Annotated in this window: 17 protein-coding genes; 4 read left to right on the top strand and 13 right to left on the bottom strand. The window is 59.0% G+C overall.

The annotated features are described in order from the left end of the window. Nucleotides 1-2: 2 nt before the first annotated feature. The 4 genes from KJF94_RS10915 to KJF94_RS10900 all read right to left on the bottom strand — a co-directional run bounded on the left by KJF94_RS10915 (nt 3) and on the right by KJF94_RS10900 (nt 5,100). On the bottom strand, nt 3-1,337 hold the full coding sequence (locus tag KJF94_RS10915) for an HlyD family type I secretion periplasmic adaptor subunit (protein ID WP_214383296.1): 1,335 nt from the start codon (nt 1,335-1,337) through the stop codon (nt 3-5). Then, nucleotides 1,334-3,100, bottom strand: a complete 1,767-nt coding sequence (locus KJF94_RS10910) for a type I secretion system permease/ATPase (protein WP_214383294.1) — start codon at nt 3,098-3,100, stop codon at nt 1,334-1,336. The genes KJF94_RS10915 and KJF94_RS10910 overlap by 4 nt, the downstream gene beginning before the upstream one ends. Nucleotides 3,101-3,180: 80 nt before the next feature. After that, nucleotides 3,181-3,567, bottom strand: a complete 387-nt coding sequence (locus tag KJF94_RS10905) for an AprI/Inh family metalloprotease inhibitor (protein ID WP_214383292.1) — start codon at nt 3,565-3,567, stop codon at nt 3,181-3,183. Nucleotides 3,568-3,642: 75 nt separating this feature from the next. Beyond that, on the bottom strand, nt 3,643-5,100 hold the full coding sequence (locus KJF94_RS10900) for a serralysin family metalloprotease (RefSeq protein WP_214383290.1): 1,458 nt from the start codon (nt 5,098-5,100) through the stop codon (nt 3,643-3,645). Between the two features lie 412 nt (nt 5,101-5,512). Between KJF94_RS10900 and KJF94_RS10895 the strand changes: the two genes are divergently transcribed. Beyond that, nucleotides 5,513-6,169, top strand: a complete 657-nt coding sequence (locus KJF94_RS10895; RefSeq protein ID WP_214383288.1) for an MliC family protein — start codon at nt 5,513-5,515, stop codon at nt 6,167-6,169. Nucleotides 6,170-6,212: 43 nt separating this feature from the next. Here the strand turns inward: KJF94_RS10895 and KJF94_RS10890 are convergent, their stop codons facing one another. From KJF94_RS10890 to KJF94_RS10875, 4 genes are read right to left on the bottom strand one after another with little or no spacing between them, the layout of a single operon-like run. Continuing rightward, nucleotides 6,213-7,298: a polyamine ABC transporter substrate-binding protein gene (locus tag KJF94_RS10890; RefSeq protein WP_214383286.1), complete on the bottom strand. Its 1,086-nt coding sequence runs from the start codon at nt 7,296-7,298 to the stop codon at nt 6,213-6,215. A 47-nt stretch (nt 7,299-7,345) separates the two neighbouring features. Next, the gene (locus tag KJF94_RS10885) at nt 7,346-7,687 is read right to left on the bottom strand and encodes a cupin domain-containing protein (protein WP_214383284.1); all 342 of its coding nucleotides are present in this window, start codon (nt 7,685-7,687) and stop codon (nt 7,346-7,348) included. 30 nt (nt 7,688-7,717) lie between these two features. Then, the gene (locus tag KJF94_RS10880; RefSeq protein WP_214383281.1) at nt 7,718-9,124 is read right to left on the bottom strand and encodes an NAD(P)/FAD-dependent oxidoreductase; all 1,407 of its coding nucleotides are present in this window, start codon (nt 9,122-9,124) and stop codon (nt 7,718-7,720) included. 50 nt (nt 9,125-9,174) lie between these two features. Then, nucleotides 9,175-9,990 carry an AraC family transcriptional regulator gene (locus KJF94_RS10875; RefSeq protein WP_214383279.1) on the bottom strand — a complete coding sequence of 272 codons (816 nt, stop codon included), beginning with the start codon at nt 9,988-9,990 and terminating at the stop codon, nt 9,175-9,177. Between the two features lie 263 nt (nt 9,991-10,253). Between KJF94_RS10875 and KJF94_RS10870 the strand changes: the two genes are divergently transcribed. Then, nucleotides 10,254-10,526, top strand: a complete 273-nt coding sequence (locus tag KJF94_RS10870; protein WP_214383277.1) for a DUF1652 domain-containing protein — start codon at nt 10,254-10,256, stop codon at nt 10,524-10,526. 57 nt (nt 10,527-10,583) lie between these two features. Here KJF94_RS10870 and KJF94_RS10865 read toward each other — a convergent pair whose 3' ends face one another. Continuing rightward, nucleotides 10,584-13,055 carry a UvrD-helicase domain-containing protein gene (locus KJF94_RS10865; protein ID WP_214383276.1) on the bottom strand — a complete coding sequence of 824 codons (2,472 nt, stop codon included), beginning with the start codon at nt 13,053-13,055 and terminating at the stop codon, nt 10,584-10,586. Between the two features lie 237 nt (nt 13,056-13,292). Between KJF94_RS10865 and KJF94_RS10860 the strand changes: the two genes are divergently transcribed. Continuing rightward, entirely contained in the window at nt 13,293-13,988 is a 696-nt protein-coding gene (locus KJF94_RS10860) for a pirin family protein (RefSeq protein WP_214383274.1), read from the top strand. A 243-nt stretch (nt 13,989-14,231) separates the two neighbouring features. Here KJF94_RS10860 and pgm read toward each other — a convergent pair whose 3' ends face one another. The 4 genes from pgm to KJF94_RS10840 all read right to left on the bottom strand — a co-directional run bounded on the left by pgm (nt 14,232) and on the right by KJF94_RS10840 (nt 20,448). Further along, entirely contained in the window at nt 14,232-15,878 is a 1,647-nt protein-coding gene (gene pgm, locus KJF94_RS10855; RefSeq protein WP_214383272.1) for a phosphoglucomutase (alpha-D-glucose-1,6-bisphosphate-dependent), read from the bottom strand. Between the two features lie 110 nt (nt 15,879-15,988). Next, on the bottom strand, nt 15,989-17,389 hold the full coding sequence (locus tag KJF94_RS10850; protein ID WP_214384835.1) for an aminotransferase-like domain-containing protein: 1,401 nt from the start codon (nt 17,387-17,389) through the stop codon (nt 15,989-15,991). After that, nucleotides 17,386-18,870, bottom strand: a complete 1,485-nt coding sequence (locus KJF94_RS10845; protein ID WP_214383270.1) for a hypothetical protein — start codon at nt 18,868-18,870, stop codon at nt 17,386-17,388. Before KJF94_RS10845 ends, KJF94_RS10850 begins: the two co-directional genes overlap by 4 nt. A gap of 555 nt (nt 18,871-19,425) precedes the next feature. Then, on the bottom strand, nt 19,426-20,448 hold the full coding sequence (locus tag KJF94_RS10840) for a zinc-dependent alcohol dehydrogenase family protein (protein ID WP_214383268.1): 1,023 nt from the start codon (nt 20,446-20,448) through the stop codon (nt 19,426-19,428). A 269-nt stretch (nt 20,449-20,717) separates the two neighbouring features. Here KJF94_RS10840 and KJF94_RS10835 point away from each other — a divergent pair, with 269 nt between their 5' ends. Next, a complete protein-coding gene (locus KJF94_RS10835) occupies nt 20,718-21,635 on the top strand; it encodes a LysR family transcriptional regulator (RefSeq protein WP_250548262.1) in 918 nt (305 codons plus the stop codon). Nucleotides 21,636-21,718: the final 83 nt, after the last annotated feature.

Here is a 21,718-nt window from a genome sequence, read left to right as displayed (position 1 = left end):
CCTTATTCCTCGGTCAACGCGGAACCTGCGCGGTCGAGCAGCGGTTTGAACAGATAGTTGAGAAGAGAGCGCTCGCCGGTGCGCACGAACATTTCCGCGGGCATGCCGGGCTTGATCACCAGGCCGTTGAGTTTTTCCATCGCCTGATCGCTGACACTGCTGCGCAGCACGTAATACGGCACGCCGGTTTTCTCATCGACCATCTGGTCGGCGGAAATCAGGCTGACTTCGCCCGGCACACGCGGGGTTCGGCTCTGGTTGAACGCGGTGAACAGGATGTCCACCGGCAGGTGCGTGCCGACCTTGTCGATCAGGTTGATCGGCAGGTGCCCTTCGACTTCCAGGTGTGTGCCTTGCGGGACGATCTCCAGCAGGGTTTCGCCCTGACGGACCACGGCGCCTTCGGTGTGCACACCCAGGTTGACCGCGATGCCGTCGGCGGTGGCGATGATCTCGCTGTGTTGCAGGTCGAATCCGGCGGAGGTCAGCTGCTCTTCGAGGGTCACGCTTTTGAGCTGCGCATCGGCCAGTTGGGTGCGGACTTCTTTCTGGTATTCCTCGATGTGTTGTTGCAGCTTCAGGCGCGATTCGAGGATGCCCTGCTCCACCCGCCCACTTTCACCGGCGTTTTCTGCCAATTGTTGTTGAACTTGCGACAACTGACGTTGGTACTCCATCAGCCGGTTGCGCGGGATGTAGCCGTTGTCCGCCAGCGGCTGAAGATTGCCCAGCTGTTGTTGCAGCGAGCTGGCCTGGGCCGTCAGGTCCAAGCGGGCGCGGCGCATGCCGGCCAGTTGCGCCCCGGCGCCTTCGATGCTGGCGCGCAAGGCGGCCTGTTCGCGGGAAAACGCTTCGCGGCGACTGCTGAACAACTGCCGTTGACCTTCCAGCACCAATGCCAGGCGCGGGTCAGGATCGTTGCTCAGTTCGGCAGGGAAACTCACCTGCTTGAGGTTGTCCCGTTCGCTTTGCCAGCGCGCCAGGCTGGCCCAGGCCAGGCGGTATTGGGCGCGCAGGGATTGCACGTCGGCGGCGACTTGCGTGCGATCGAGCTGGAACAACGGCTGGCCCTGCTTCACCACCTCGCCTTCGCGCACCAGGATCTGGCTGACCACGCCGCTGCTCATCGATTGCACGGCTTTGCGTTTACCGGAGACCACGACCGTGCCTTGCACGGGAATGCCTTGGTCGAGCGGCGCGAGGCTGGCCCAGGTAAAAAAACTGCCAGCGCCGACAATCGCCAGTATCCAGCCCACGCGGGCGAAATAGCGCGCATCGCGTTCAGGGCGCTCGGCGATGTAATCGTGTTCCAGGGTGGCTTCGCTGTGACTGCTCATACGCCCGAATTCCTTGTCGAGGACTGATATTGCCGGCTCATGCTCAGCCCGGCCGGTGCCTGCGCGGGCTTGTATTCCTGAGCGCCGGCGAGCGCCTTGAGCACGTCCTGGCTCGGGCCGAACGCCTGCAACCGTCCATCATTGAGGACCAGCAATTTGTCAGCCTGGGCCAGCGCCGAAGAACGGTGAGTCACCAGAATCACGCTGGTGCCCTGGGCTTTCATTTGCGCAATAGCGCCGGCCAATGCGGCTTCGCCGACGGTGTCGAGGTTGGAATTAGGTTCATCCAGCACCACCAGGCTCGGTTTGCCGTACAGGGCTCGTGCGAGCGCCACGCGCTGTTTCTGACCGCCGGACAAACCGCTTCCATCCTCGCCAAGCACCGTGTCGTAGCCCTGAGGCAGGCGCAGGATCAAGTCATGGACGCCCGCCTGATGCGCCGCTTCCACGACTTTTTGCGGATCGGCCTCACGAAATCTGGCGATGTTTTGCGCGATGCTGCCGCTGAACAATTCGATGTCCTGCGGCAAGTAACCGATGAAGGGGCCGAGTTCGTCGCGATTCCAGCGATGGATGTCGGCACCGTCGAGCCGCACGGTGCCGCCGAGGGTCGGCCACACGCCGACCAGTACACGGGCCAGCGTCGATTTGCCGGAACCGGAAGCACCCAGCACGCCTAGCACTTCGCCAGCGCCGAGCTGGAAACTGACCAGATGCAACGTCGCGCCCCGTTGCCCGGGAGGACCGGCACTGACCTGTTCGAACGTGATCTGCCCTTTGGGCGCCGGCAACGCCATGGCGTCGTCGCTCGGTGGAAAGGCTTGCAGCAGCGCGTCGAGACGCCGATAGGCGAGTTTCGCGCCACTCCACTGTTTCCACACGGCGATCAACTGGTCGATGGGACTCAGCACACGCCCCATCAGAATCGAGCCGGCGATCATCATCCCGGCCGTCATGTCGCCCTTGATCACCAGCAATGCGCCAAGCCCCAGCACGAGTGATTGCAGGCAAAGGCGCAGGGTTTTGCTCAGGGAGCTGATGACCGCGCCGGTATCACTGGCCTGGTTCTGCAGGCCGAGGAAGCGCGAATGCACCTGGAACCAGCGATGGCGCAAGGTACCGAGCATGCCCATCGCTTGAATGGTTTCCGCGTTATGCAGGTGACTGGTGGCCATCTGGCTGGACTTCTGGGAAAAAACCGCCGCTTCACCCAGCGGCTTTTTGGTCATCGCCTCATTGAGACATGCCAACCCGATCAACAACACCGCGCCCGCCGTGGCAAACACGCCAAGCCAGACGTTGAACAGATAAATCACGAACAGGTACACCGGAAACCAAGGTGCATCGAAGAAGGCAAACAGCGCCGGGCCGGTAACGAACTGGCGAATATGCGTCAGATCCCCCAGCGACTGCCCGGCGTTGCCCTCGCCTCTGAACAGGTTGCGCTCGAAAGCGGCCTGATACACCCGCAGGTTGAAGCGTCGCTCCAATTGGCTGCCGATACGAATGACGATGAAACTGCGAATAATCTCCAGCAAACCGATAAACGCAAAGAACCCGACGACCATGAGTGACAACATGGCCAGCGTGGTTTCATTTTGTGAGGACAATACCCGGTCATAAACCTGAAGCATGTAAATAGAGGGCACTAACATCAGAATGTTGATCAGCGCCGTGAAACAGCCGACGCTGACCAGAATGCTCTTGTAATCACCCAGCGCCATAATTAACGGCGCGGTGACCGGGTTCTTAGCCATCTTCATGCGCTCTTCCTGAGGTGTTATCCCTCGCCTGCCTGGCGAGGTCGTTACTTACACTTTAATAACAACTCATAGGGTTTCGATTAATGCAGCGGGTGCTCAAGTGTAATGACCAGCCCGGTCTTCGAAGTGCCTCGATACAGTCCGTCACGCTGACGACTGAAAAACACAATCTTCGACCCTTCCTTACCGGTGAGCGCGATGCCGTCGGGCTCAGGAAACCAACTGATCGGCTGCTCTCCCAGCCATCCAGCGAGGCACTCGGTGCCGTCGCCCAAAGTCTGGTTAGCTTTGAATTCGAGGGGGCAAACGTTCGACGGGTTGTCCTGTTGCGTCACCCGCCACTTTCCCGCCAATTCCGACGGGTCTGCCAATTTCAGGCTACTTGCCATGGCTACATCTCCAAAAAAAATCATGAGCGTCGCAAACAGCCACGCGGTTGCTTTGTAGGTAAAAGCGTCAGGGATCATAAGGCGTTTTTCTCAGGGTTGTGGCTCAAGGGGCAAAGAGCGGCGCTTTAGGCGCCGCCCTCCTTTTGCCTTGAATCAGGCCACGATGTCCGAGAACGCCGCCTGGCCCACGGTGCTGACCAGGAAGTCAGCCACGCCATGCCCGGAGAAGTCCACCGACAGCAGGCTGTTGCCACCGGAGTTGGTCAGCACTGCATCGCCCGCCGCACCCGTGAATGCGCTCACGAAATGCAGGCCTGCGCCGTTGGTGATGCCGGTCAGGTCGATCTTGTCCAGACCACTGACAAAATCGAGGATCTGGTCGACCGCGCCCGGTTTGGAGTCGCTGCTGGCCGCGAACACGAAGGTGTCCGAACCGGCGCCGCCCCACAACTTGTCTGCACCGCCCGCGCCGAAAAGGATGTCGTTGCCGGCACCGCCCTTCAGCTCGTTGGCTACACCGTTACCGATCAGCAGATCATTGCCCGAACCGCCGATGGCGTTTTCGACGGTAACACCCTTGGCGATGGACACGTTACCCACTAGGCCGCCAACGTCGGAGAACGAGGCTTCATTGAGGTTGATCTTCTGGTTTTGAGTAAATCCGGAGAAATCCAGGGTGTCCTTGCCGCCCGCATCCCACACCGAAAACACGACCTTGTCCGACGACGAGGACGCGCTCAGGAAATCGCGACCGGCGTTGGAGTTGAAACCGTAAGTGGTGTCACCGGTCCGGGTGGTGGTGTTGGCGCCGTAGAGCTTCTGAATGGCCGCGATATCGTCCATCAGCGGGCCCGACGAATAGGCTTCGACACCGCCCTTGCTGAAGTTCTGGCTGGTGTTGCTTTCACTCCAGTAGCTCATGACGCTGTAGCCGCGGGTGTCTTGCCCGTAGGACGCGTCGTTGTAGGTCGGTGCGCCTTCACCGGCGTTGTAGTCGCCGGGATGGGCCAGGCCCAGGGTGTGACCGATTTCGTGGGTCAGGGTTTGCCGGCCGTAGTTGTTCAGGTCCGGGGTTTTGTTGGGCGTGTAGCTGCTGTTGGTCAGGTACCAGGAAGTCCCGTCGTAACCTGCGCCCGTGCCAGGCAAGTAAGCGAATGCCGCCGCGCCGTCCTGACCGCCGCTGTAGTTGCCGAAGGTCATGTGACCGTCGCCGCCAGTGGCCTTTTCCGTGAAGGTGACGTTGGCCACGTCGGCCCAGGATTGCATGGCGAGCACAGCCTGGCCTTTTTGTTGGGCACTGAATTGGCTGAACCCGGTGATCCCGTGCTTGTTCATGGTGCTCGACGAGGCCGAGGTCAGGAACGTGTAAGTCAGTTCGATTTTGCCGCTGCCGTCCTTGTCCTGGTAGGCAGCGCCGTCGCGCAGCAATTGGGTGGCTGCCTGGTCGACGGAGAACGACGGTTTGCCGTTGACCGTGAGGTTGCCGCCACGGTCGTACTGATGGCTGAAACTATTGATCTGATTGAACGCAGAACTGGGGGCAGCCAATGCTTGCAAAGGTTGAAAGGCCAGTTCGGCACTCTCAATAGCGTTACCTTTTACTTTCGACATAAACACACTTCCTTGTATTGCTATGGAACAGTTTTAGTCAGATAGCGACAATCTCTGGCGAGATCGTCCTATCACTCGCCCAATGAAGGCGAAAAGAAACTGACACAATTTGAAATCAATCGTCCACTACTTTTTTGGCGTCATGTTTGTGTGTTTCGGAAAGCGCCCGGAAACAATAGGCACCTTGAGAGAAGTTGAATGTAAAAATAAGGAGCCGCCGTTATTGTCTGACAATCGACAATTTAAATATTAAATAAAAGTAAGTTATTCAGGCCGGAATCGTCCGACTATTCATGTTTGGGTTCGCACACTTCGATCAGGGAAAATTAGACTTTTCGAGGAATGTGACCACACTGAAATACCGACTTATCGTTCTTCGCGGGACTCACGAAATGATCCGGGTGAAGCCGACATGAAAATGGTAACGCCCTTTTTGGCCGCTCTCATCGCCGCCAGCGCATGCGCGGCAACGAGCCTTTGTGCAAAGTCCGAGACTTCTACGGTCCTGGCGACCAGCTTCGATTGCGCCACGGCCAGCGCAGCTGTCGAGAAGCTAATCTGTCGCGACCCTCAACTGAAGCAGATGGATATTGAACTGACGCGCCTCTATCGCCTGACGCTCACGGACGTTCATTCGGTGCCGAGTCCTGACAAAGTCGAGATCGAACAGCGGTTCTGGACCGACGCCCGCAATCAGTGTGCCGCCGGTGCAGAGCCCAAGGCATGCACGATCCGAAGTTATGCCGAGCGAGCGCATCAGCTTCGTCAGGGCTCGGCGATTGCGCGAACCAAGGACCCGAGCAGACTCACCGATGGCCCCATAGCCTTGCGTTGTGAGGGGTTCAACGCGTTGATTGGCGCCACTTTCTTCAATGTCGAGCCGCGTGTCATGTACCTGAAATGGGCGAATACCGCTGTCACCCTTATCCAGGTGCCGAATGTTGCCGCGACCCGATACAGCGCCAAGGACTCCCGGGGGAGCTACAGCTTCTTGCAAGACGGCGACGAGGCCTTTTTCCAGATGCCGGGATCGAAACAAATGAGTTGCACGGTCGAGCCGACCGGCTGACCACGCAACGGGACATCCTGTCCCGCTGGCCTGATCCAGCCTGTCAGCTTCCGGTGCGAATCTTGTTCCACACCCTCGTCCGAATCCGGTCTACATTCAGCGGCATCGCTTCCAGCGCAAACAATTTCCCCATCATTTCCGGGCTCGGGTAGACCTTGGTGTCGTTCTTGATCGCCGGGTCGATCAGACTGTCTGACTGTTCGTTGCCATTGGCGTAATGCACGTAGTTGCTGATGCTGGCCATGACGTCCGGGCGCAGCAGGTAGTTCATGAAGGCGTAACCGGCTTTTTCGTCCGGGGCATCGGCGGGCATGGCGACCATGTCGAACCAGATCGCGGCGCCTTCCTTGGGAATCGCATAGCCGATGTCCACGCCGTTGTTGGCTTCCTTCGCGCGGTTTTCGGCTTGCAGGATATCGCCGGAGAAACCGACAGCCACGCAGATGTCACCGTTGGCGAGGTCGCTGGTGTACTTGGACGAGTGGAAATAGCTGACATAAGGCCGGACTTTCATCAGCAGCGCTTCAGCCTTTTTGTAGTCTTCCGGCTTTTTGCTGTGATGCGGCAGGCCCAGGTAGTTCAGCGCCGCCGGGAGCAATTCCGGGCCATTGTCGAGGATCGCCACGCCGCACTTCTGCAGCTTCGCCATGTTCTCGGGCTTGAAGATCAGGTCCCAGGAATCCACGGGTGCGTTATCGCCCAATACGGCTTTGACCTTGGCGATGTTGTAGCCGATGCCGGTGCTGCCCCATAGATACGGGAAGCCGTGCTCGTTGCCCGGGTCGTTGGTCTGCAAAGCCGTGAGCAAGACCGGATTCAGATTCTTCCAGTTCGGCAACTGACTTTTATCGAGTTTTTTCAGCGCCCCGCCCTGAATCTGCCGGGCCATGAAGTGGTTGGACGGGAACACCACGTCGTAGCCGGATTTACCGGTCATCAACTTGCCGTCGAGGGTTTCGTTGCTGTCGTAGACGTCGTAGCTGAAGCCGATACCGGTCGCTGTCTGGAAGTTTTTGGTGGTGTCCGGTGCGATGTAGTCCGACCAGTTGTAGATCTTGACGGTGTCGGCCGCGTGGCTGAAGGACACGACGAGCGCCAGTGGGGCCAGTGCCAGGGTCTTTCGGATCATGAGTGGATTCCTGTGTGGTTTGTTTTTGTTGGCAGGCAATCAGAGGATCAAAAAATCAGAACGTAGGTCTTGCGCACGGTTTCCTGGATGTCCCAGATACCGAGACTGTTGGCTGGCAACATCAGAGCATCGCCGGCTTCTATGTAGAGGGTTTCACCGTCGTCGGGGGTGAAGGTGCAGCGCCCCTGGATGAAATGACAAAATTCCTGGGCCACGATCTGCCGGCGCCAGCGGCCGGGGGTGCATTCCCAGACGCCGGTTTCGACGCCATCGTCGCGTTCGACGCTGGTGGTGGACGCCACCGCCACGGGGGTACCCAGCGGCACGGCGACCGGGTTTGATTCGTCCAGTTTCAGGGTTGCGGTGTTCTTGAATTGCGTGATGCTCATGGGAATACCTTTCGATGTAGAGAGCGCCGTTTACTGCATGAAACCTTCCATGAACCCGGCCACCCCGCTGGCCAGTTTGCGCCGCCAGGGCGCGGTGGCCGGGTTGGCCAGGGTCTGGTCTTCGTGGACGAAGCTGCGGATGATCGCGTTGTAGCCGAGCCAGCGGCAGGGTTCCGGTTCCCAGGCTTTGAGCGCATCGAGACCACCTTGAGGGATGACCCACGGCTGATGAACCAGCTCGGTATCGCGTTGCAGGATCAGATCGGCCAGGGTTCGCCCACCCAGGTTGCTGGCGCCGACGCCCTCCCCGCCATAACCGCCAGAAATCGCAATGCCGCTCGCTTGATCGCACAGCATGTGCGGCTTGAACCGCCGGGACATGCCCAGGTTGCCGCCCCAGCCGTGAGTGATACGTACGTTCTTGAGTTGCGGGAACAACTCGCCGAACAGGTAACGGCGCAACTCCACTTCGTTGCGGGTCAGGTCGAAGTCATGGCGCAGCTTGCCGGCGAACTGATAGCCGCCCCTCGCGCCGAACACCAGACGGTTATCCGCCGTGCGCTGACCGTAAGTGACCTGGCGGCTGCTTTCGCCGAACGCCTGGCCGCGACTCAGGCCGATTTCGTCCCAAGTGGCAGCGGACAGCGGCTCAGTCGCCACAATCAGGCTTTGCACCGGCAACTGGTAACGACCCAGCGGTGGCAAGGTGGCCGCATAACCTTCTACCGCCGGAACGATCCAGCGACTGCGCACGGTAGCTTTCGCCGTGCGCAGGCTGCCCGATTGCCAGTGAGTGACCGGGCTGTTTTCGTAAATCCTGACGCCCATGCGTTCTACCGTCCGGGCCAGACCTCGCACCAACTTTGCCGGGTGAAGGGTCGCGACGTGCGGCGCATAGATACCGCCATAAGGCTTGGCAATTCTGATCTGTTGCGCCAACTGCTCAGGGCTGAGCCAGCGGTAATCGCTTTCGGTCAGGCCCTGTTGGTAGAGCTTGTCCAGATAGTGTCGAAGGCTGGATTCCTGCTCGGGATAGCGCGCAGCGCAATATAGCGCGCCACCTTTGCGGTAATCGCAGTTGATGCCTTCACGTTCGAGGACAATCTCCACTTCGTCTGGAATGCTGTGCAAGAGATCATAAGAAGCGCGACGTTGTTCGGCCGATAGATCGGCCAGCAAGCGGTCTTCGCCGAGGATGTTGCCCATCAGCCAGCCGCCGTTGCGTCCCGAGGCACCAAAACCGGCGGTCTGCGCTTCAATGATGGCGATGTCCAGGCCCGGCGCCAGACGTTTGAGGTAGTACGCGGTCCAGAGTCCGGTGTACCCCGCGCCAATGATGGCGACGTCGACGTCCAGATTCTGCTCCAGCGCCGGACGCGCCAACAAGGGCTCGTCGAGCTGGTCCATCCACAAACTGATAGTGCGCCACGCCGGCATGCAAGACTCCGCCACTCAAGTTTCGATGGCGTTGATCCTAGTGCGTGGGCTCAGAGGCTGTCTTGCGCGCGTGCACGCAAAGAAATTTGTTTGGCGTAGGCCTTAGGCGACAGGCCGGTGTGCTGACGGAAACAGCTGTAGAACGCCGACAGCGAATTGAAGCCGGCGGCAAACGCCAGCTCATCGATCCGCAGCGGCGGCGTGGCGGTGTCCAGCGCGGCGAGCAGATGCTGCAACCGCGCCTGGTTAACGTAGCGATAGAAACTCTGGCCCAGCACCTGATTGAGCAGATAGGAAATCTGATTGCGAGTGTAGCCGCACTCTTTCGCCACCCGTTGCAGGTCTAGCTCCGGATCCAGATAGGGCTGCTGACGCTGGAAATACTGTTGCAGGTCTTGCGCCATGAAACTCAGCTGACGCGGCGACAACCCGAGCCGGCTGGCGGCCGGACGCTGATTGTTGGCGGTTTTGCTGACGGGCCGCTCATGCACCAGCGAGGCGTATTCATTGACCCGCCAGATCAGCCCGTCGCGCACGGTAATCGCTTCACTGGCGCGAAATGACACCAACCCTTCACCGCCGCGCAGGGTGATGCGGTATTGAATGAATGCCGTGTCGCCGTCCAGTCGAATGCGGTCCGAATGCTCCAGCGCTTCATCAGGATCGCGCGGCATGCTGCTGCGCACGTACTCGCGCAACTCGTCGAGCCCCATCACACGGTTCTGGAAAAAGTCGTTGTACTGAACATCCGGGTGATAAAGCGCCATGACCCCGTCCAGGTCCCGGTGTTTCCAGCGCAGGTGATAGCGCATGACCGTCTCGCTCGTGGCTTGGGTTTGCAGCGGACCATCATCATCGGCGGGCATAGATATCTCGATGAGAAAAAAGCGAGCTTGCCGAAATTCAGCACCGGCTTCAACGTTGACTCGGTACTGGCCTTTTGCCTAACAACCATGGCGCTGTGACCTGAATCAAAAAAAACTGAACCAATCGCTAAACGGCCTGAAAAATCCACATTGTTTTCACATCCGGATGCTACTTTTAAATGCAATCACCGGTTGAGCCAATGAAGGCTCTTCCCTCCTAACATGAGCTAACGGAAGCGCTCGATGAAGAAGGCGGGCAACATATGAATAAAGGGTTCAGTAAGGTCACCTTTCCAAACGCCTGCCAGCTGATGCGCTGGCATTTTCATCCCATGGGTTTTGAGGCGAGCATGGACGCCCCGGGCAGTATGATCGCCCGTCTGTTTGACCGCGCCAGTGGCGAGACCATGATCGCCATCGCCGGTATTCCATGCGCAACGGTCATGAATGCCGCGGATGTGGAACGAATAATCGAAGCGGTGGAGGATGAGCTCGAGTCCTTCATTCCACCGGTGGCCCTCAGGAGCTATGTCTGAAGGCTGAGTCAGCGAATAAAAAAAGCCCACGTCATGTGGGCTTTTTCTTGTCCGGGATTAAACGGCCTTGCCCACGCGGTGATCGACAAAGAACGGCTTGCCCTTGCCGATCCGGTCGGAGGCCTTGGGCATGTTCGCCGCTTGGCTGTCCTGGCCATCGACGTACCAATAGCAATGACTCACCGCCCGCGTGATGCCGACATACGCCAGCCGCAAGATCTCGTCTTTCTGTGAGTTGTCGTAGGCCTCGTTGTCGCCAGGCTTGCCGAGACCGGCCATGCGGTAGACCTGATTCTTGTAAGGCGAACTGGTCAGGTGTTGACAATCCCCCAGCAAGAATACGGCATCCGCCTGAAGGCCTTTGGCGCTGTGATAGGTCAGTTGCTTCAGGCGTCGGCTTTCGTACGGCAAGCTAGAATCCACATTAACTACAGATTGAATATGCTCTTCTATCAATGACTTATCGCTACTTTTTCGATAAAGCATCAAGATTGAATCACCCTTTCTGTAGTGCTCCATCAGGCGTTTGGCCATGCCCTGATCGTCGCGATCCAGCACATTGACCGGAAGCAGCGTCTTGGGCTCGCCGCTGGCCCTGGCCTTTTTCCCGGCGATGGCCGGCGCGGCGCGGACGATATGTTCGGCGGCATCGATGATGTGCTGATGGCTGCGGTAGTTGTCACTGAGCATGACCCTGGTGGTGCTCGGCGACGGGAATTCCTTGTTGAACTCCATGAAGTACGTGGGTGAACTGCCGCGCCATCCATAAATGGACTGCCAGTCATCGCCCACGCAAAGCAGTGACGAACGCTGGGCTCCGCGACCGACGTGCATGGCCGGACCACGACTGCGAATCTCGGCCAGGCTGGCACGAATCCAGGAAACGATCTGCGGCGAGACATCCTGGAATTCGTCGATCATCAGGTGCGACAGTGGTCGCAGCAATTCGTCGCTCAGCAGTTTCTGATTTTCCGGGGAGTGCTCGCTGAACAAGGCAAACATGCGGTTGTAGGTCATCACCGGTGGTTTCTGATCCAGCAGATGATCTTCCAGGGCACGCCAGTAAAGACTCAGGGCCTCAAAGAAAAAACGGTCCGGGTCGTCCTTGGCGAAACTCATCTGGCCAACCGCGTTCGGGACATCCACGCCCAGGTTCTCGATAAACCCGGCCGCCGCGACGAAACAGTCGAGCAACGGCGCGGAACCGAGTTCACCCTTGACCTTGTAATCGAACCCCGGCCCGGCGCTGGCATCCCCTGCCAGCGAGGCCAAGACTCGTTTTGATGATTCATAACTGTCCAGCCATATCAATGGCTTACGACAGAAAGCTTGAAACAGGGTTCGCTTTACCGCCCACTCGGCGCGAACGCTGAGCTTGGCATTCGGGCGGCTGACCTGCGGGTTTTCCCGCGGATCGAATCCCAGCACCACCCAGGCGTCCAGGCTTGGAATATAGCCATGACAATGAAACGTCGAGCCGTTGATATCGAACGACTGACGATTGGGCTCGATGCCCTTGATCGGCCAGGCACCGGCGCGAAACCACAAGTCCTCGATGAAATCGCACAACTCTTCATCACGCTTGGCCGCCAGTTCGGTCACAGCCATGCGCTTTTGCACGTCCGGGTGATCGCGCTCCAATTCCTTGAGCTGCAAGGCATGGCGGGATAACGGTTTGATCAGCTCGCGGAAACGCTCATCGCGGGTGTGCAGGCTGTGATAACAGGCGTTGAGCTGCTGACGCTGGGCGTCATTGATACGCAGGTCGAACGGATTGCTGTCGGCTTCCTCATCGCCATGTTGTGGGCGGTGACTGAGATTTTCGAAAGCCTGTAGCCGTTCGAAGCCCGGCAGACTGCGCACCATTGGCAGGATTCGCGAATGGAAGGTGCGCACCAGATCCCGTGCTTCTTTAAAGCTGAGTGCCCGGCCCCAGAGTGCAAACAGCTCGATCAGCTTATTGATGAAGTCCTTGCGCGACTCCCGCGTAAACGTCACCACGGTCATCGAATCGAGTTCGAAGCCCAGGTAGTGAGTCAGCAGCAAAATACGCAGCACCAGCGTGGTGGACTTGCCCGCACCCGCGCCGGCGATTACCGACGTCGATGGCGTGTCGCTGAAGATCATCTTCCACTGTGAGGCACTGGGCTGGGCATGGGCTGGCAGTAACCGGGCGACGTCGGCCTTCATGCGCTTTTTCAAGTCAGCACTCAATGGCAGACGCCAATCATCGAACAGGTTGTCGTCGACGTTGGGCGGGCGGTGTTCGGTCGAGCGCGAGTCACGGATCAGCAACACTTGCCGACCTTCCTCCAACCCTTCGAGCTTGCCTTCCTTATAGCCATAATCCACCCCGGCACTGTGGCCACTGCGAAAGCCATCGGCCTGGCCATGCAACCATGACGCGCGGTGCTGCGCGCGCAGCCGGGTCAGGCCATGGCCGAAGAACCGGGCCGCAAGACGCTTGAGCAGCGGGATCTCGGCCAGGGGACGAAGTTCAGGAGGAAGATCGGGGGTGTGTTGCGGCACGCGGGCTGACTCCAGGGTGTGAGGCTGTTGAAGGCTATGGTGTCTGCATTTGCCTTTCAGTTCTAGTGAAATGCTTACAGGTCATTGGCTTATGCGATGAAGTGAAGGCTGGGTGAGAATGTTTCGAGGTTATTTAACATCAATTAATTCGATGCTATTGAGGCATTTTTTACGCTTTTTATCGATCAGTGCCTGATGGATGATGCTCGCCATCAAAACCCATTTCAGGAGACGATCATGCTCGAACTCAGACCTTTCAACTCCCTGGGCGGCGCCCACCATGGCTGGTTGGATGCTCATCACCACTTTTCGTTCGCCGAGTACCACGACCCCAAACGCATGAACTGGGGCAACCTGCGGGTGTGGAACGATGACGTGATCGCCTCCGGCACCGGCTTCCCGAAACACCCTCACCGGGACATGGAGATCATCACTTACGTTCGTGAAGGCGCAATTACCCACGAAGACAACCTCGGCAACAAGGGCCGCACCGAAGCGGGCGACGTTCAGGTCATGAGTGCCGGCACCGGGATCGCGCATAGCGAGTACAACCTGGAAGCCACCGAAACCAAAATCTTCCAGATCTGGATCATCCCGAACGAAACCGGCCTGGCACCATCGTGGGGCGCCAAGCCGTTTCCTAAAGGCCAGCGCGAAGGTTTTGTGACCCTGGCGAGCGGCAAGAGCGGCGACGACCAAAGCCTGCGGATTCGCGCGGATGCGCGGCTGGTGGCAGCGAACCTGAAGGCTGGCGAGTCTGCCGAATATCGGCTGGACAGCGGCCGTCGTGCTTATCTGGTACCGGCCACGGGCGTGATTGAAGTCAATGGGTTACGTGCACAAGCTCGAGACGGTGTTGCAGTGGCTGATGAGCAGGTGTTGCGGGTGACGGCCATTGAGGACAGTGAGATTGTTTTGGTGGACCTGGCTTGATTGGGTAAATGCAGGACGAAAAAAGGGGCGACCGGAAATGGTCGCCCCTTTTTTATACCTGAATGTGGTTTACACCTCTTTCAGGACTAGACAGTTACCCATTGTGGCGAGGGAGCTTGCTCCCGCTGGGTCGCGAAGCGGCCCCAAATCGCTTGGCGAGGTGTAACAGATACACCGTGCCGGCTGGTTTGCGTCTGCTTCGCAGCCGAACGGGAGCAAGCTCCCTCGCCACAGGGCCCTCGATCACTTCGCTGAAATAGCGCTGTCCACCAGCGTTTGAGCTTCGGCCACCAACTGCTTCAGGTGTTCGTCACTGACGAAACTCTCGGCGTAAATCTTGTAGATGTCCTCGGTGCCCGACGGACGCGCCGCGAACCAGCCGTTCTCGGTCATGACTTTCAGGCCACCGATGGCCTGGTCGTTGCCCGGTGCATGGCTGAGGATGCTCTGGATCGCTTCGCCTGCCAGTTGGGTCGAGGTGACCTGGTCCGGCGACAACTTGCTCAGCAGCGCTTTCTGTTGCGGATTGGCCTTGGCATCGACTCGCACCGAGAACGGTTCGCCCAGTTCGTCAGTCAATGCGCGGTAAGCCTGGCTCGGGTCACGACCGGTACGAGCGGTCATTTCTGCAGCCAATAACGCCGGGATCAAACCGTCCTTGTCGGTACTCCAGACACCGCCGTCCTTGCGCAGGAACGACGCGCCGGCGCTTTCTTCGCCACCAAAACCCAACGAGCCGTCAAACAGACCGTCCGCAAACCATTTGAAGCCGACCGGCACTTCGTACAGGCGACGGCCCAAACGCTTGGCCACGCGATCGATCAAACCGCTGCTGACCACGGTTTTGCCCACGGCCGCATCGGCACGCCATTGCGGACGGTTCTGGAACAGGTAGTCAATCGATACCGCCAGGTAACTGTTCGGCGCGAGCAGCCCACCCGACGGGGTCACGATGCCGTGGCGGTCGTGATCCGGATCGCAGGCAAACGCCACGTCGAAGCGCTCTTTCAGACCGATCAAGCCTTGCATGGCGTGGCTGGACGACGGGTCCATACGGATCTGGCCATCCCAGTCGACCGTCATGAAGCGGAAAGTCGGATCGACCTGCTTGTTCACCACTTCCAGGTCCAGCTTGTAATGCTCGGCAATCGCCGACCAGTAGCGCACCCCTGCTCCGCCCAGCGGATCAACGCCCAGACGCAGCTTGGCATCGCGAATGGCATCGAAGTCGATCACGTTGATCAGGTCGGCAACATAGGTGTTGAGGTAATCATGACGATGGGTGGTGCTGGCCTTCAGCGCCTGTTCGAAGCTGATGCGTTTGACGCCGGCGAGCTTGTTGCCCAGCAGTTCGTTGGCCTTGGCTTCGATCCACTTGGTGATGTGGGTATCGGCCGGGCCACCGTTGGTAGGGTTGTATTTGTAGCCACCGCTTTGCGGCGGGTTGTGGGACGGCGTGATGACGATACCGTCCGCCAGCCCGGAAGTGCGGCCGCGGTTGTAGCAGAGAATGGCGTGGGAAATTGCCGGTGTCGGGGTGTATTCGTCACCCTCGGCAATCATCACCGTCACGCCATTGGCCGCCAGTACCTCGAGGGCGCTGGCGCCGGCCGGGGTGGACAGCGCGTGGGTATCGATGCCGACGAACAACGGGCCATCAATGCCCTGGGCTTCGCGGTACAGGCAGATCGCCTGGCTGATCGCCAGGACGTGCCATTCGTTGAAACTCAGGTCGAACGAGCTGCCCCGGTGCCCGGACGTGCCGAAGGCGACGCGCTGGGTGGAGATGGCGGCATCGGGCTGGCCGGTGTAATAGGCCGTTACCAGTCGCGGGATGTCGACCAACAATTCTGCCGGTGCCGGTTTGCCCGCAAAAGGACTGAGTGTCATGCAAAACCTCTGGAATAGAGTGGTTCAGGAATAGGACCGCAGTTTACTGGCAGTTTGACCGCAACGCGATGGGATCGATCCACGGGCACAAAGGATGTTTACGGCCGTGTTCAGTCCACCGACTCCAACCGCAAGGCATCCCCCAGCAGGCCCAACGCAGCACCGATGTCATGATCTACGCCGAACGCATGACTCAAGCGCAAGTGCTGCGTGTGCAGGCCCTGCAGACTGAAGAGCTCCCCCGGCGCAATCACCACATGATGCTTGAGCAAGCGCTGGAACACTCGACGCATATCGACCTGACGCAGGGAGCGCGCCCAGATTGTCGCCCCACCCTGAGGATCGACGACCTGCAGGGCGTCCCCGAGACGCTCCTGCAATAGCTGCGTCATGTGCACCTTGCGGTCCTTGAGCAACCTGCGCAGCACCTGAAGGTGCTGATCGATCCGGCCATTGCCGTACAAACGGGCAATGGCTTTCTGGCGAATCGGCGACAGGCGAAATGAGCGTAGCAGAAAGTGCCGCTGCAATTGCTCGCTGAAATGCCGCGAAAGCAGATAGCCGTACGGCGCTTCCGGACCGATGATTTTCTCGAATGTGGAGAACACGATCAGCCGGCCGGGGTCGAGCAGGTCGCGGAATCGCAAGCCGCCCGGCTCGAATTCGAGTTCGCCATAACAGTCGTTTTCCAGCACCCAACTGCCATGCTGTTCCAGCAACTGCGCAATGGCGTATCGATTGTCGTCGGGCGGCAGGCTCCCCCGCGGCACGCTCAACCCCGATGACAGCATCACCAGCCGCACCGGCCGGGTTTCCAGCAGCTCCTTGAGTCGCTCGACGTCCAGGCTGCCATTGGCTTGCACCGGCCATTCGATCACTTGAACATCCGCGGCCTGAAGCAAGCGCAAAATCGTCCAGTCACACGGCGACTCGACGACCACCACTGCGTCCTTGAGACCCAGTACAACGATCAATATTTCCAGGACTCCGCGCAAGTCTGCGCCGACATAGACGTCATCGGCATGCCAGCAGCGCACCGGCGACGTGGTGTAACGCGCCGCGAGTGCGGTGCGCAGTTCGAGCTCGCCGCAAGGTTGTGAAGGCGGTTGTGGCAGACGCGGGTATTGGCGCAGCAGTTCGCGTTCCAGCAGCAACAACGGACTGTCGAGGGGCTGCAGCAGCGCCGGCTCATCGGCGCTGAAGACCAGCATGCCCGGGCGCCTGGCGCTGACATAGACAGTTTCGAGCAGGTCGTTGCCACTGCCGGGCATATTGATCGAGGACACCGGCAACGCGTAGTAGCCGGACTTGGCCACCGAATAGACACGCCCTTCTTTCTCCAGCAGCGAATAAGCGTACTGAATGGTCGAGATCGACACGTTCAGACGATTCGCCAACTGGCGTAACGACGGCAAGCGGACACTCGTGTCGCTGACCGGCTCGTTGATCAGGTGGGTCAGGTATCGGTACACCGCCTGATAGGCAAAGTCAGTCTCGCGAGGTCCTTTCAATGTCCCGCTGACCATTCACCCGCCACCGCAGCATCGTGGTCATGATCGGCGGCTTCGGATTGCCCGTCCGCGCCGTCAGTCACCCTGCCCTCGGCGTCAGGCACTGGCCCCATACGGTACAGCTTGCCGATCAGGCTGACGGGCAGCCCGCTGACGTCGACCATCCAATGCGCAATCTGTTCCGACACCGGGTTGCCCTGCATCGCCCTGTGCAAGTCAGGCATCGCCACCAGCATGCCCGGATGGCACTGACGCAGGAAACGCTCAAGCCCGGCACCTTTTTCGATAAAAGGCGCGAAGAGCAGGCACACCAACTGCGCCTCGCTCAACCCGAGGCTTTTCTGTGCCTCGGCCGCTGCCAGTGCGCGCTGATCGGAAACCCTCGCCGGGTTGCCAAAGGCCTCCACGGCTTGTTCGCACAGGCGCTCCGGCAGTTGCTTGCGGCGCATCATCACCAAGGCTCGCTGCAAGTATTCGGCGACGCCCGACTCATAGCTGTGACCGTGCACGGAGCACGCATGCAGCCCCCGGACATGGGCAGATATCGAAGGGCTGACGTATTCGTTGTCGCTGAGCTGGGCCGTGAGTTCGTCAGGCTGAAAACCCAGAAACTCAGTGAGCAGCGGCCATCGCTCTTCCCGGTTGCTGACCAGCAGGTCGTGAATGTCGATGAACGTGGCGCGGCGGCAGGCTTCAAACTGTTCGGCCGGGCGCCATTGCGCTTGCCCTTGCCCTTGCCCGTCATAAAACATGCGGTAACAATCGCTGCCGAGTTCGTCGAGCACTGCAAACAGCTCGTCAAAGCCCGTTCCGGGATGATTCGACGTCTTGAGCCCGGCCTTCGCGGCCGCCCGCTTCAAGCCCTCGAGAAACTGTTTCTGCTGACGCAGCGTGTCACTGCTGATCAATGCATCGACGCCGCTGTGCCACCGGGCAATTTGCCCAACGAACTCGCCAGTGGCCAGATAGCCGTCGTCCCACAGATCGATCGGCCCGTCCAGGGGACGACGATGCCCCACCATCAGCAGATTGAGCCGACTGGCTTCGCGGCCCTCCTCCGAGATCGGTGCCAGGTGCCTGAACGGCAAAACCTGCCGATTATCGGCCATCAATACTTCGACCCGAGGATCATCGTAGAGGAACAATGCGCTGTAGCTGCGATGAATGTTGTCCTGGGCCGTCGAACTGACGCCGTTCATGCGCAATGAAGCGACGCGCAGCTGGAACGTGGAAGGTGACCTGCCGGCAATACTCAGCTGCGCGGCGCGCAGCAGCGCCAGGGTGTAGCAACTGTCCCGGGACCCGGACTGGATGGCCAGCACCTTGTAATCGCCAATGCGCTCCATGCCGCCGGCGGTGACCACCAACCGCTGAATCATCAGCTGCAATGCCGTGCGTTCGGCCCGGGAAAAGAAACTCAGCAAGCGTTGCAGCATTTGCTGATAGACATAATTCATCGCCTGGTCATGGATAAGGGTCATTTTTATTTACCTGATACTCGTAAGTTCAACAGCGCGCAAACAACGACATGCAATGCGCAAACCGATTGCCTGCCACGATTGAAGTGCTGGACGTTATTCCCAAATGCTAACACTTAAGCTTTTAGTAATTATTTGAAATGCCTGAGCAGCGCAGTTGCCGTGGCGACAGACAGACCACCGCCAAGCCCCGTAATACCGGCGCCTCGGGGCTGCGAGAGAGATCCTAGGAAATGTCCGACAACATCCCACAGACATTTAGCACAAGAAATAAGGAAAGAAGTCGCACATGACTGTTTGGCAACTGCGCAACGAACAACGGTTTGTCGGAAATATATTAACGATGTGCATTGAGAAGTATCAAACCGATACCCAGCCATGACTCTTTCCTTGAGATGAAAGTAATCATTCAATTATCAGGGCTTAAATGGCGATTAGAAGATACAGATCGAGAGCAAAAACCAGTTCAGTTGCTGAACTGACCCCATCGGCAGGGGCGCCTGATGTTTTCAGAGGGCAAAAAAAAGTCCGTGCAGGCACGGACTTTTTCAGAGGGTGTTACGCAGGCTCGACCTGCAGGGCAACCCGTTCGCGGCATGGGCATTCGTCCATGTAGCGGTGTGCTTCGACAAACTCGGAAAACGGAAAGACCCGAGTCTTGAGCGGCAGCAGAACGCGATCGGCTGTCATCTGGTTGATGTCGCGCAAGGCACGTTGCAGTGCGACCTGGTCCTGAATGATGCCCAGTTCCGGCTTGCCGGTGAAGTTGCCGATGCAGTGCACAAAGAACTGAATGTTCTTCTGGAACGCTGCACAGGCCGGGAACGGCGTCTGGTTGCCGCCTTGCAGGCCGTACAGCACCAGGCTGCCGCGCGGGGCCAGCACATCGCCGAGCAGCGACATCTGTGGGCCACCCAGGCCATCGAACACCACATCGACACCGCGGTTATCGGTAATTTTGTTGATCCGCATGAGCAGATCTTCTTCCTCGGTGACGATGACCTTCTCTGCACCCAGTGACAGCAGGTATTCACGCTCTTCGGCCGTCTTCGTGGCGGCAATCACCCGTACACCCAAGGCTTTACCCAGTTGGACGAAAGAAGGTCCGGCACAGTGACTGGCGTCGGTGACCAGGGCGAATTGCCCGGGCTTGACCCGTGCCAGGTCGGCATAAGCGAAGTAGGCAATCAACAGCGGCGTGTAGTGCACTGCTGCTTCAATCGGGCTGAGCACGTCCGGATAACGGGTCAGTGCCGAGCGCGGCAGAACGATCTGCTCGCCATAGACTGGATAGTCGTTCGGGCTTTCAGCCGGGAAACTGGCGACCTTGTCACCGACAGCCAGGTCATCGACGCCCTCGCCGACCGCCGTCACGACGCCAGACATTTCATGGCCGAGGCCTGAAGGCAGACGAGCGTGGGACGAGGCCAGGTTCTGGCGCCAGAGAATGTCGTACCAGCTGATGCCAATCGCCTCGACGCGCACCTGCACTTCGCCCGGCGCAGGGAGAGCGGCCGCATGCTCTTCGCATTTGAGCACCTCGGCTGGACCAAACTTGTGAAAACGGATCGTGCGGGACATCGCAAACCTCGTCAAAGAAACCTCTAATGCCCTGAACTCTATCTGGGCTTTCTACCCAAGACTATCAGTGGCTATTAATAGTCGACATGCCTGTCATTGATTCCGCAGCGCCGGCGACATCTTCCAGTGTCGTAAGAAACCGAAGCAGCCTTTGTAGGAAAACTGAATTACTCGGTGCAGAGTAGCAGCCTTTCCCCGTAATATTCATGCCGGCCATTGTTCTCATATGGCCGCTCTCGTCAAGCTTGATGACTCTGCCAGGACTCCAGATGAATCGTAATGACCTGCGTCGTGTCGACCTGAACCTGTTGATCGTTTTCGAAACATTGATGCACGAACGCAGTGTGACCCGCGCTGCGGAGAAATTGTTCCTCGGCCAGCCTGCCATCAGTGCGGCGCTCTCGCGCCTGCGCGGGCTGTTCGATGATCCGTTGTTCGTGCGAACCGGACGCAGCATGGAACCGTCCGCCCGGGCGGTGGAGATCTTCGCCCTGCTCTCTCCGGCCCTGGACTCGATTTCCACCGCCGTCAGCCGTGCGGCGGAATTCGACCCTGCGACCAGCACCGCGGTGTTCCGCATCGGCTTGTCGGACGATGTCGAATTCGCATTGCTGCCGATGCTGCTCAAGCGCCTGCGCGCCGAATCACCGGGGATTGTGCTGGTGGTGCGTCGAGCCAACTACATCCTGATGCCGAGCCTGCTCGCCTCGGGCGAGATTTCAATCGGCGTCAGCTACACCGCCGACCTGCCGGCCAACGCCAAGCGCAAAGTGCTGCGCCGCAGCCTGCCCAAACTGTTGCGCGCCGACAGCGTGCCGGGGCCATTGAGCCTGGACGACTTCTGCGAGCGCCCCCATGCGCTGGTGTCATTCGCCGGCGACCTGAGCGGCTTTATAGATGAAGAACTGGAAAAACTCGGGCGCAAACGGCATGTCGTGCTCGCTGTGCCCCAGTTCAACGGGTTGAGTACGCTAATCAGCGGCACTGACATTGTCGCCACCGTGCCGGATTACACAGCCGAAGCATTGACGGCAGCCGGTGGTGTGCGGGCGGAAGATCCGCCGTTGCCGGTGCGTAGCTTTGAATTGCACATGGCGTGGCGTGGGTCGCAGGACAATGATCCGGGTGAGCGGTGGCTAAGGTCGCGGATTCAGATGTTCTTCGGGGATCCGGACAGCCTCCAGTAACTGCGCACAAACTTTGTAAAAAACAGTTCGGATAGTCTTAAAGTTACGCTGCGCCCGGTCGATAACGACGTGGGTACTCAGCA

It is taken from the genome of Pseudomonas hormoni, assembly GCF_018502625.1.
Lineage (GTDB): Bacteria > Pseudomonadota > Gammaproteobacteria > Pseudomonadales > Pseudomonadaceae > Aquipseudomonas > Aquipseudomonas hormoni.
Note: the sequence above shows the minus strand (reverse complement) of the source record. Positions and strands in the feature narration are given on the sequence as shown.

What these genes read in the sequence shown, in the direction of transcription:
- KJF94_RS10870 (WP_214383277.1), top strand. Translation starts at nt 10,254, where the DNA reads ATGAATAAAGGGTTCAGTAAGGTCACCTTTCCAAACGCCTGCCAGCTG.
- KJF94_RS10890 (WP_214383286.1), bottom strand. Translation starts at nt 7,298, where the DNA reads ATGATCCGAAAGACCCTGGCACTGGCCCCACTGGCGCTCGTCGTGTCC.
- KJF94_RS10860 (WP_214383274.1), top strand. Translation starts at nt 13,293, where the DNA reads ATGCTCGAACTCAGACCTTTCAACTCCCTGGGCGGCGCCCACCATGGC.
- KJF94_RS10835 (WP_250548262.1), top strand. Translation starts at nt 20,718, where the DNA reads ATGAATCGTAATGACCTGCGTCGTGTCGACCTGAACCTGTTGATCGTT.
- KJF94_RS10895 (WP_214383288.1), top strand. Translation starts at nt 5,513, where the DNA reads ATGAAAATGGTAACGCCCTTTTTGGCCGCTCTCATCGCCGCCAGCGCA.
- KJF94_RS10840 (WP_214383268.1), bottom strand. Translation starts at nt 20,448, where the DNA reads ATGTCCCGCACGATCCGTTTTCACAAGTTTGGTCCAGCCGAGGTGCTC.
- KJF94_RS10875 (WP_214383279.1), bottom strand. Translation starts at nt 9,990, where the DNA reads ATGCCCGCCGATGATGATGGTCCGCTGCAAACCCAAGCCACGAGCGAG.
- KJF94_RS10905 (WP_214383292.1), bottom strand. Translation starts at nt 3,567, where the DNA reads ATGATCCCTGACGCTTTTACCTACAAAGCAACCGCGTGGCTGTTTGCG.
- KJF94_RS10910 (WP_214383294.1), bottom strand. Translation starts at nt 3,100, where the DNA reads ATGAAGATGGCTAAGAACCCGGTCACCGCGCCGTTAATTATGGCGCTG.
- pgm (WP_214383272.1), bottom strand. Translation starts at nt 15,878, where the DNA reads ATGACACTCAGTCCTTTTGCGGGCAAACCGGCACCGGCAGAATTGTTG.
- KJF94_RS10900 (WP_214383290.1), bottom strand. Translation starts at nt 5,100, where the DNA reads ATGTCGAAAGTAAAAGGTAACGCTATTGAGAGTGCCGAACTGGCCTTT.
- KJF94_RS10880 (WP_214383281.1), bottom strand. Translation starts at nt 9,124, where the DNA reads ATGCCGGCGTGGCGCACTATCAGTTTGTGGATGGACCAGCTCGACGAG.
- KJF94_RS10885 (WP_214383284.1), bottom strand. Translation starts at nt 7,687, where the DNA reads ATGAGCATCACGCAATTCAAGAACACCGCAACCCTGAAACTGGACGAA.
- KJF94_RS10915 (WP_214383296.1), bottom strand. Translation starts at nt 1,337, where the DNA reads ATGAGCAGTCACAGCGAAGCCACCCTGGAACACGATTACATCGCCGAG.
- KJF94_RS10845 (WP_214383270.1), bottom strand. Translation starts at nt 18,870, where the DNA reads ATGACCCTTATCCATGACCAGGCGATGAATTATGTCTATCAGCAAATG.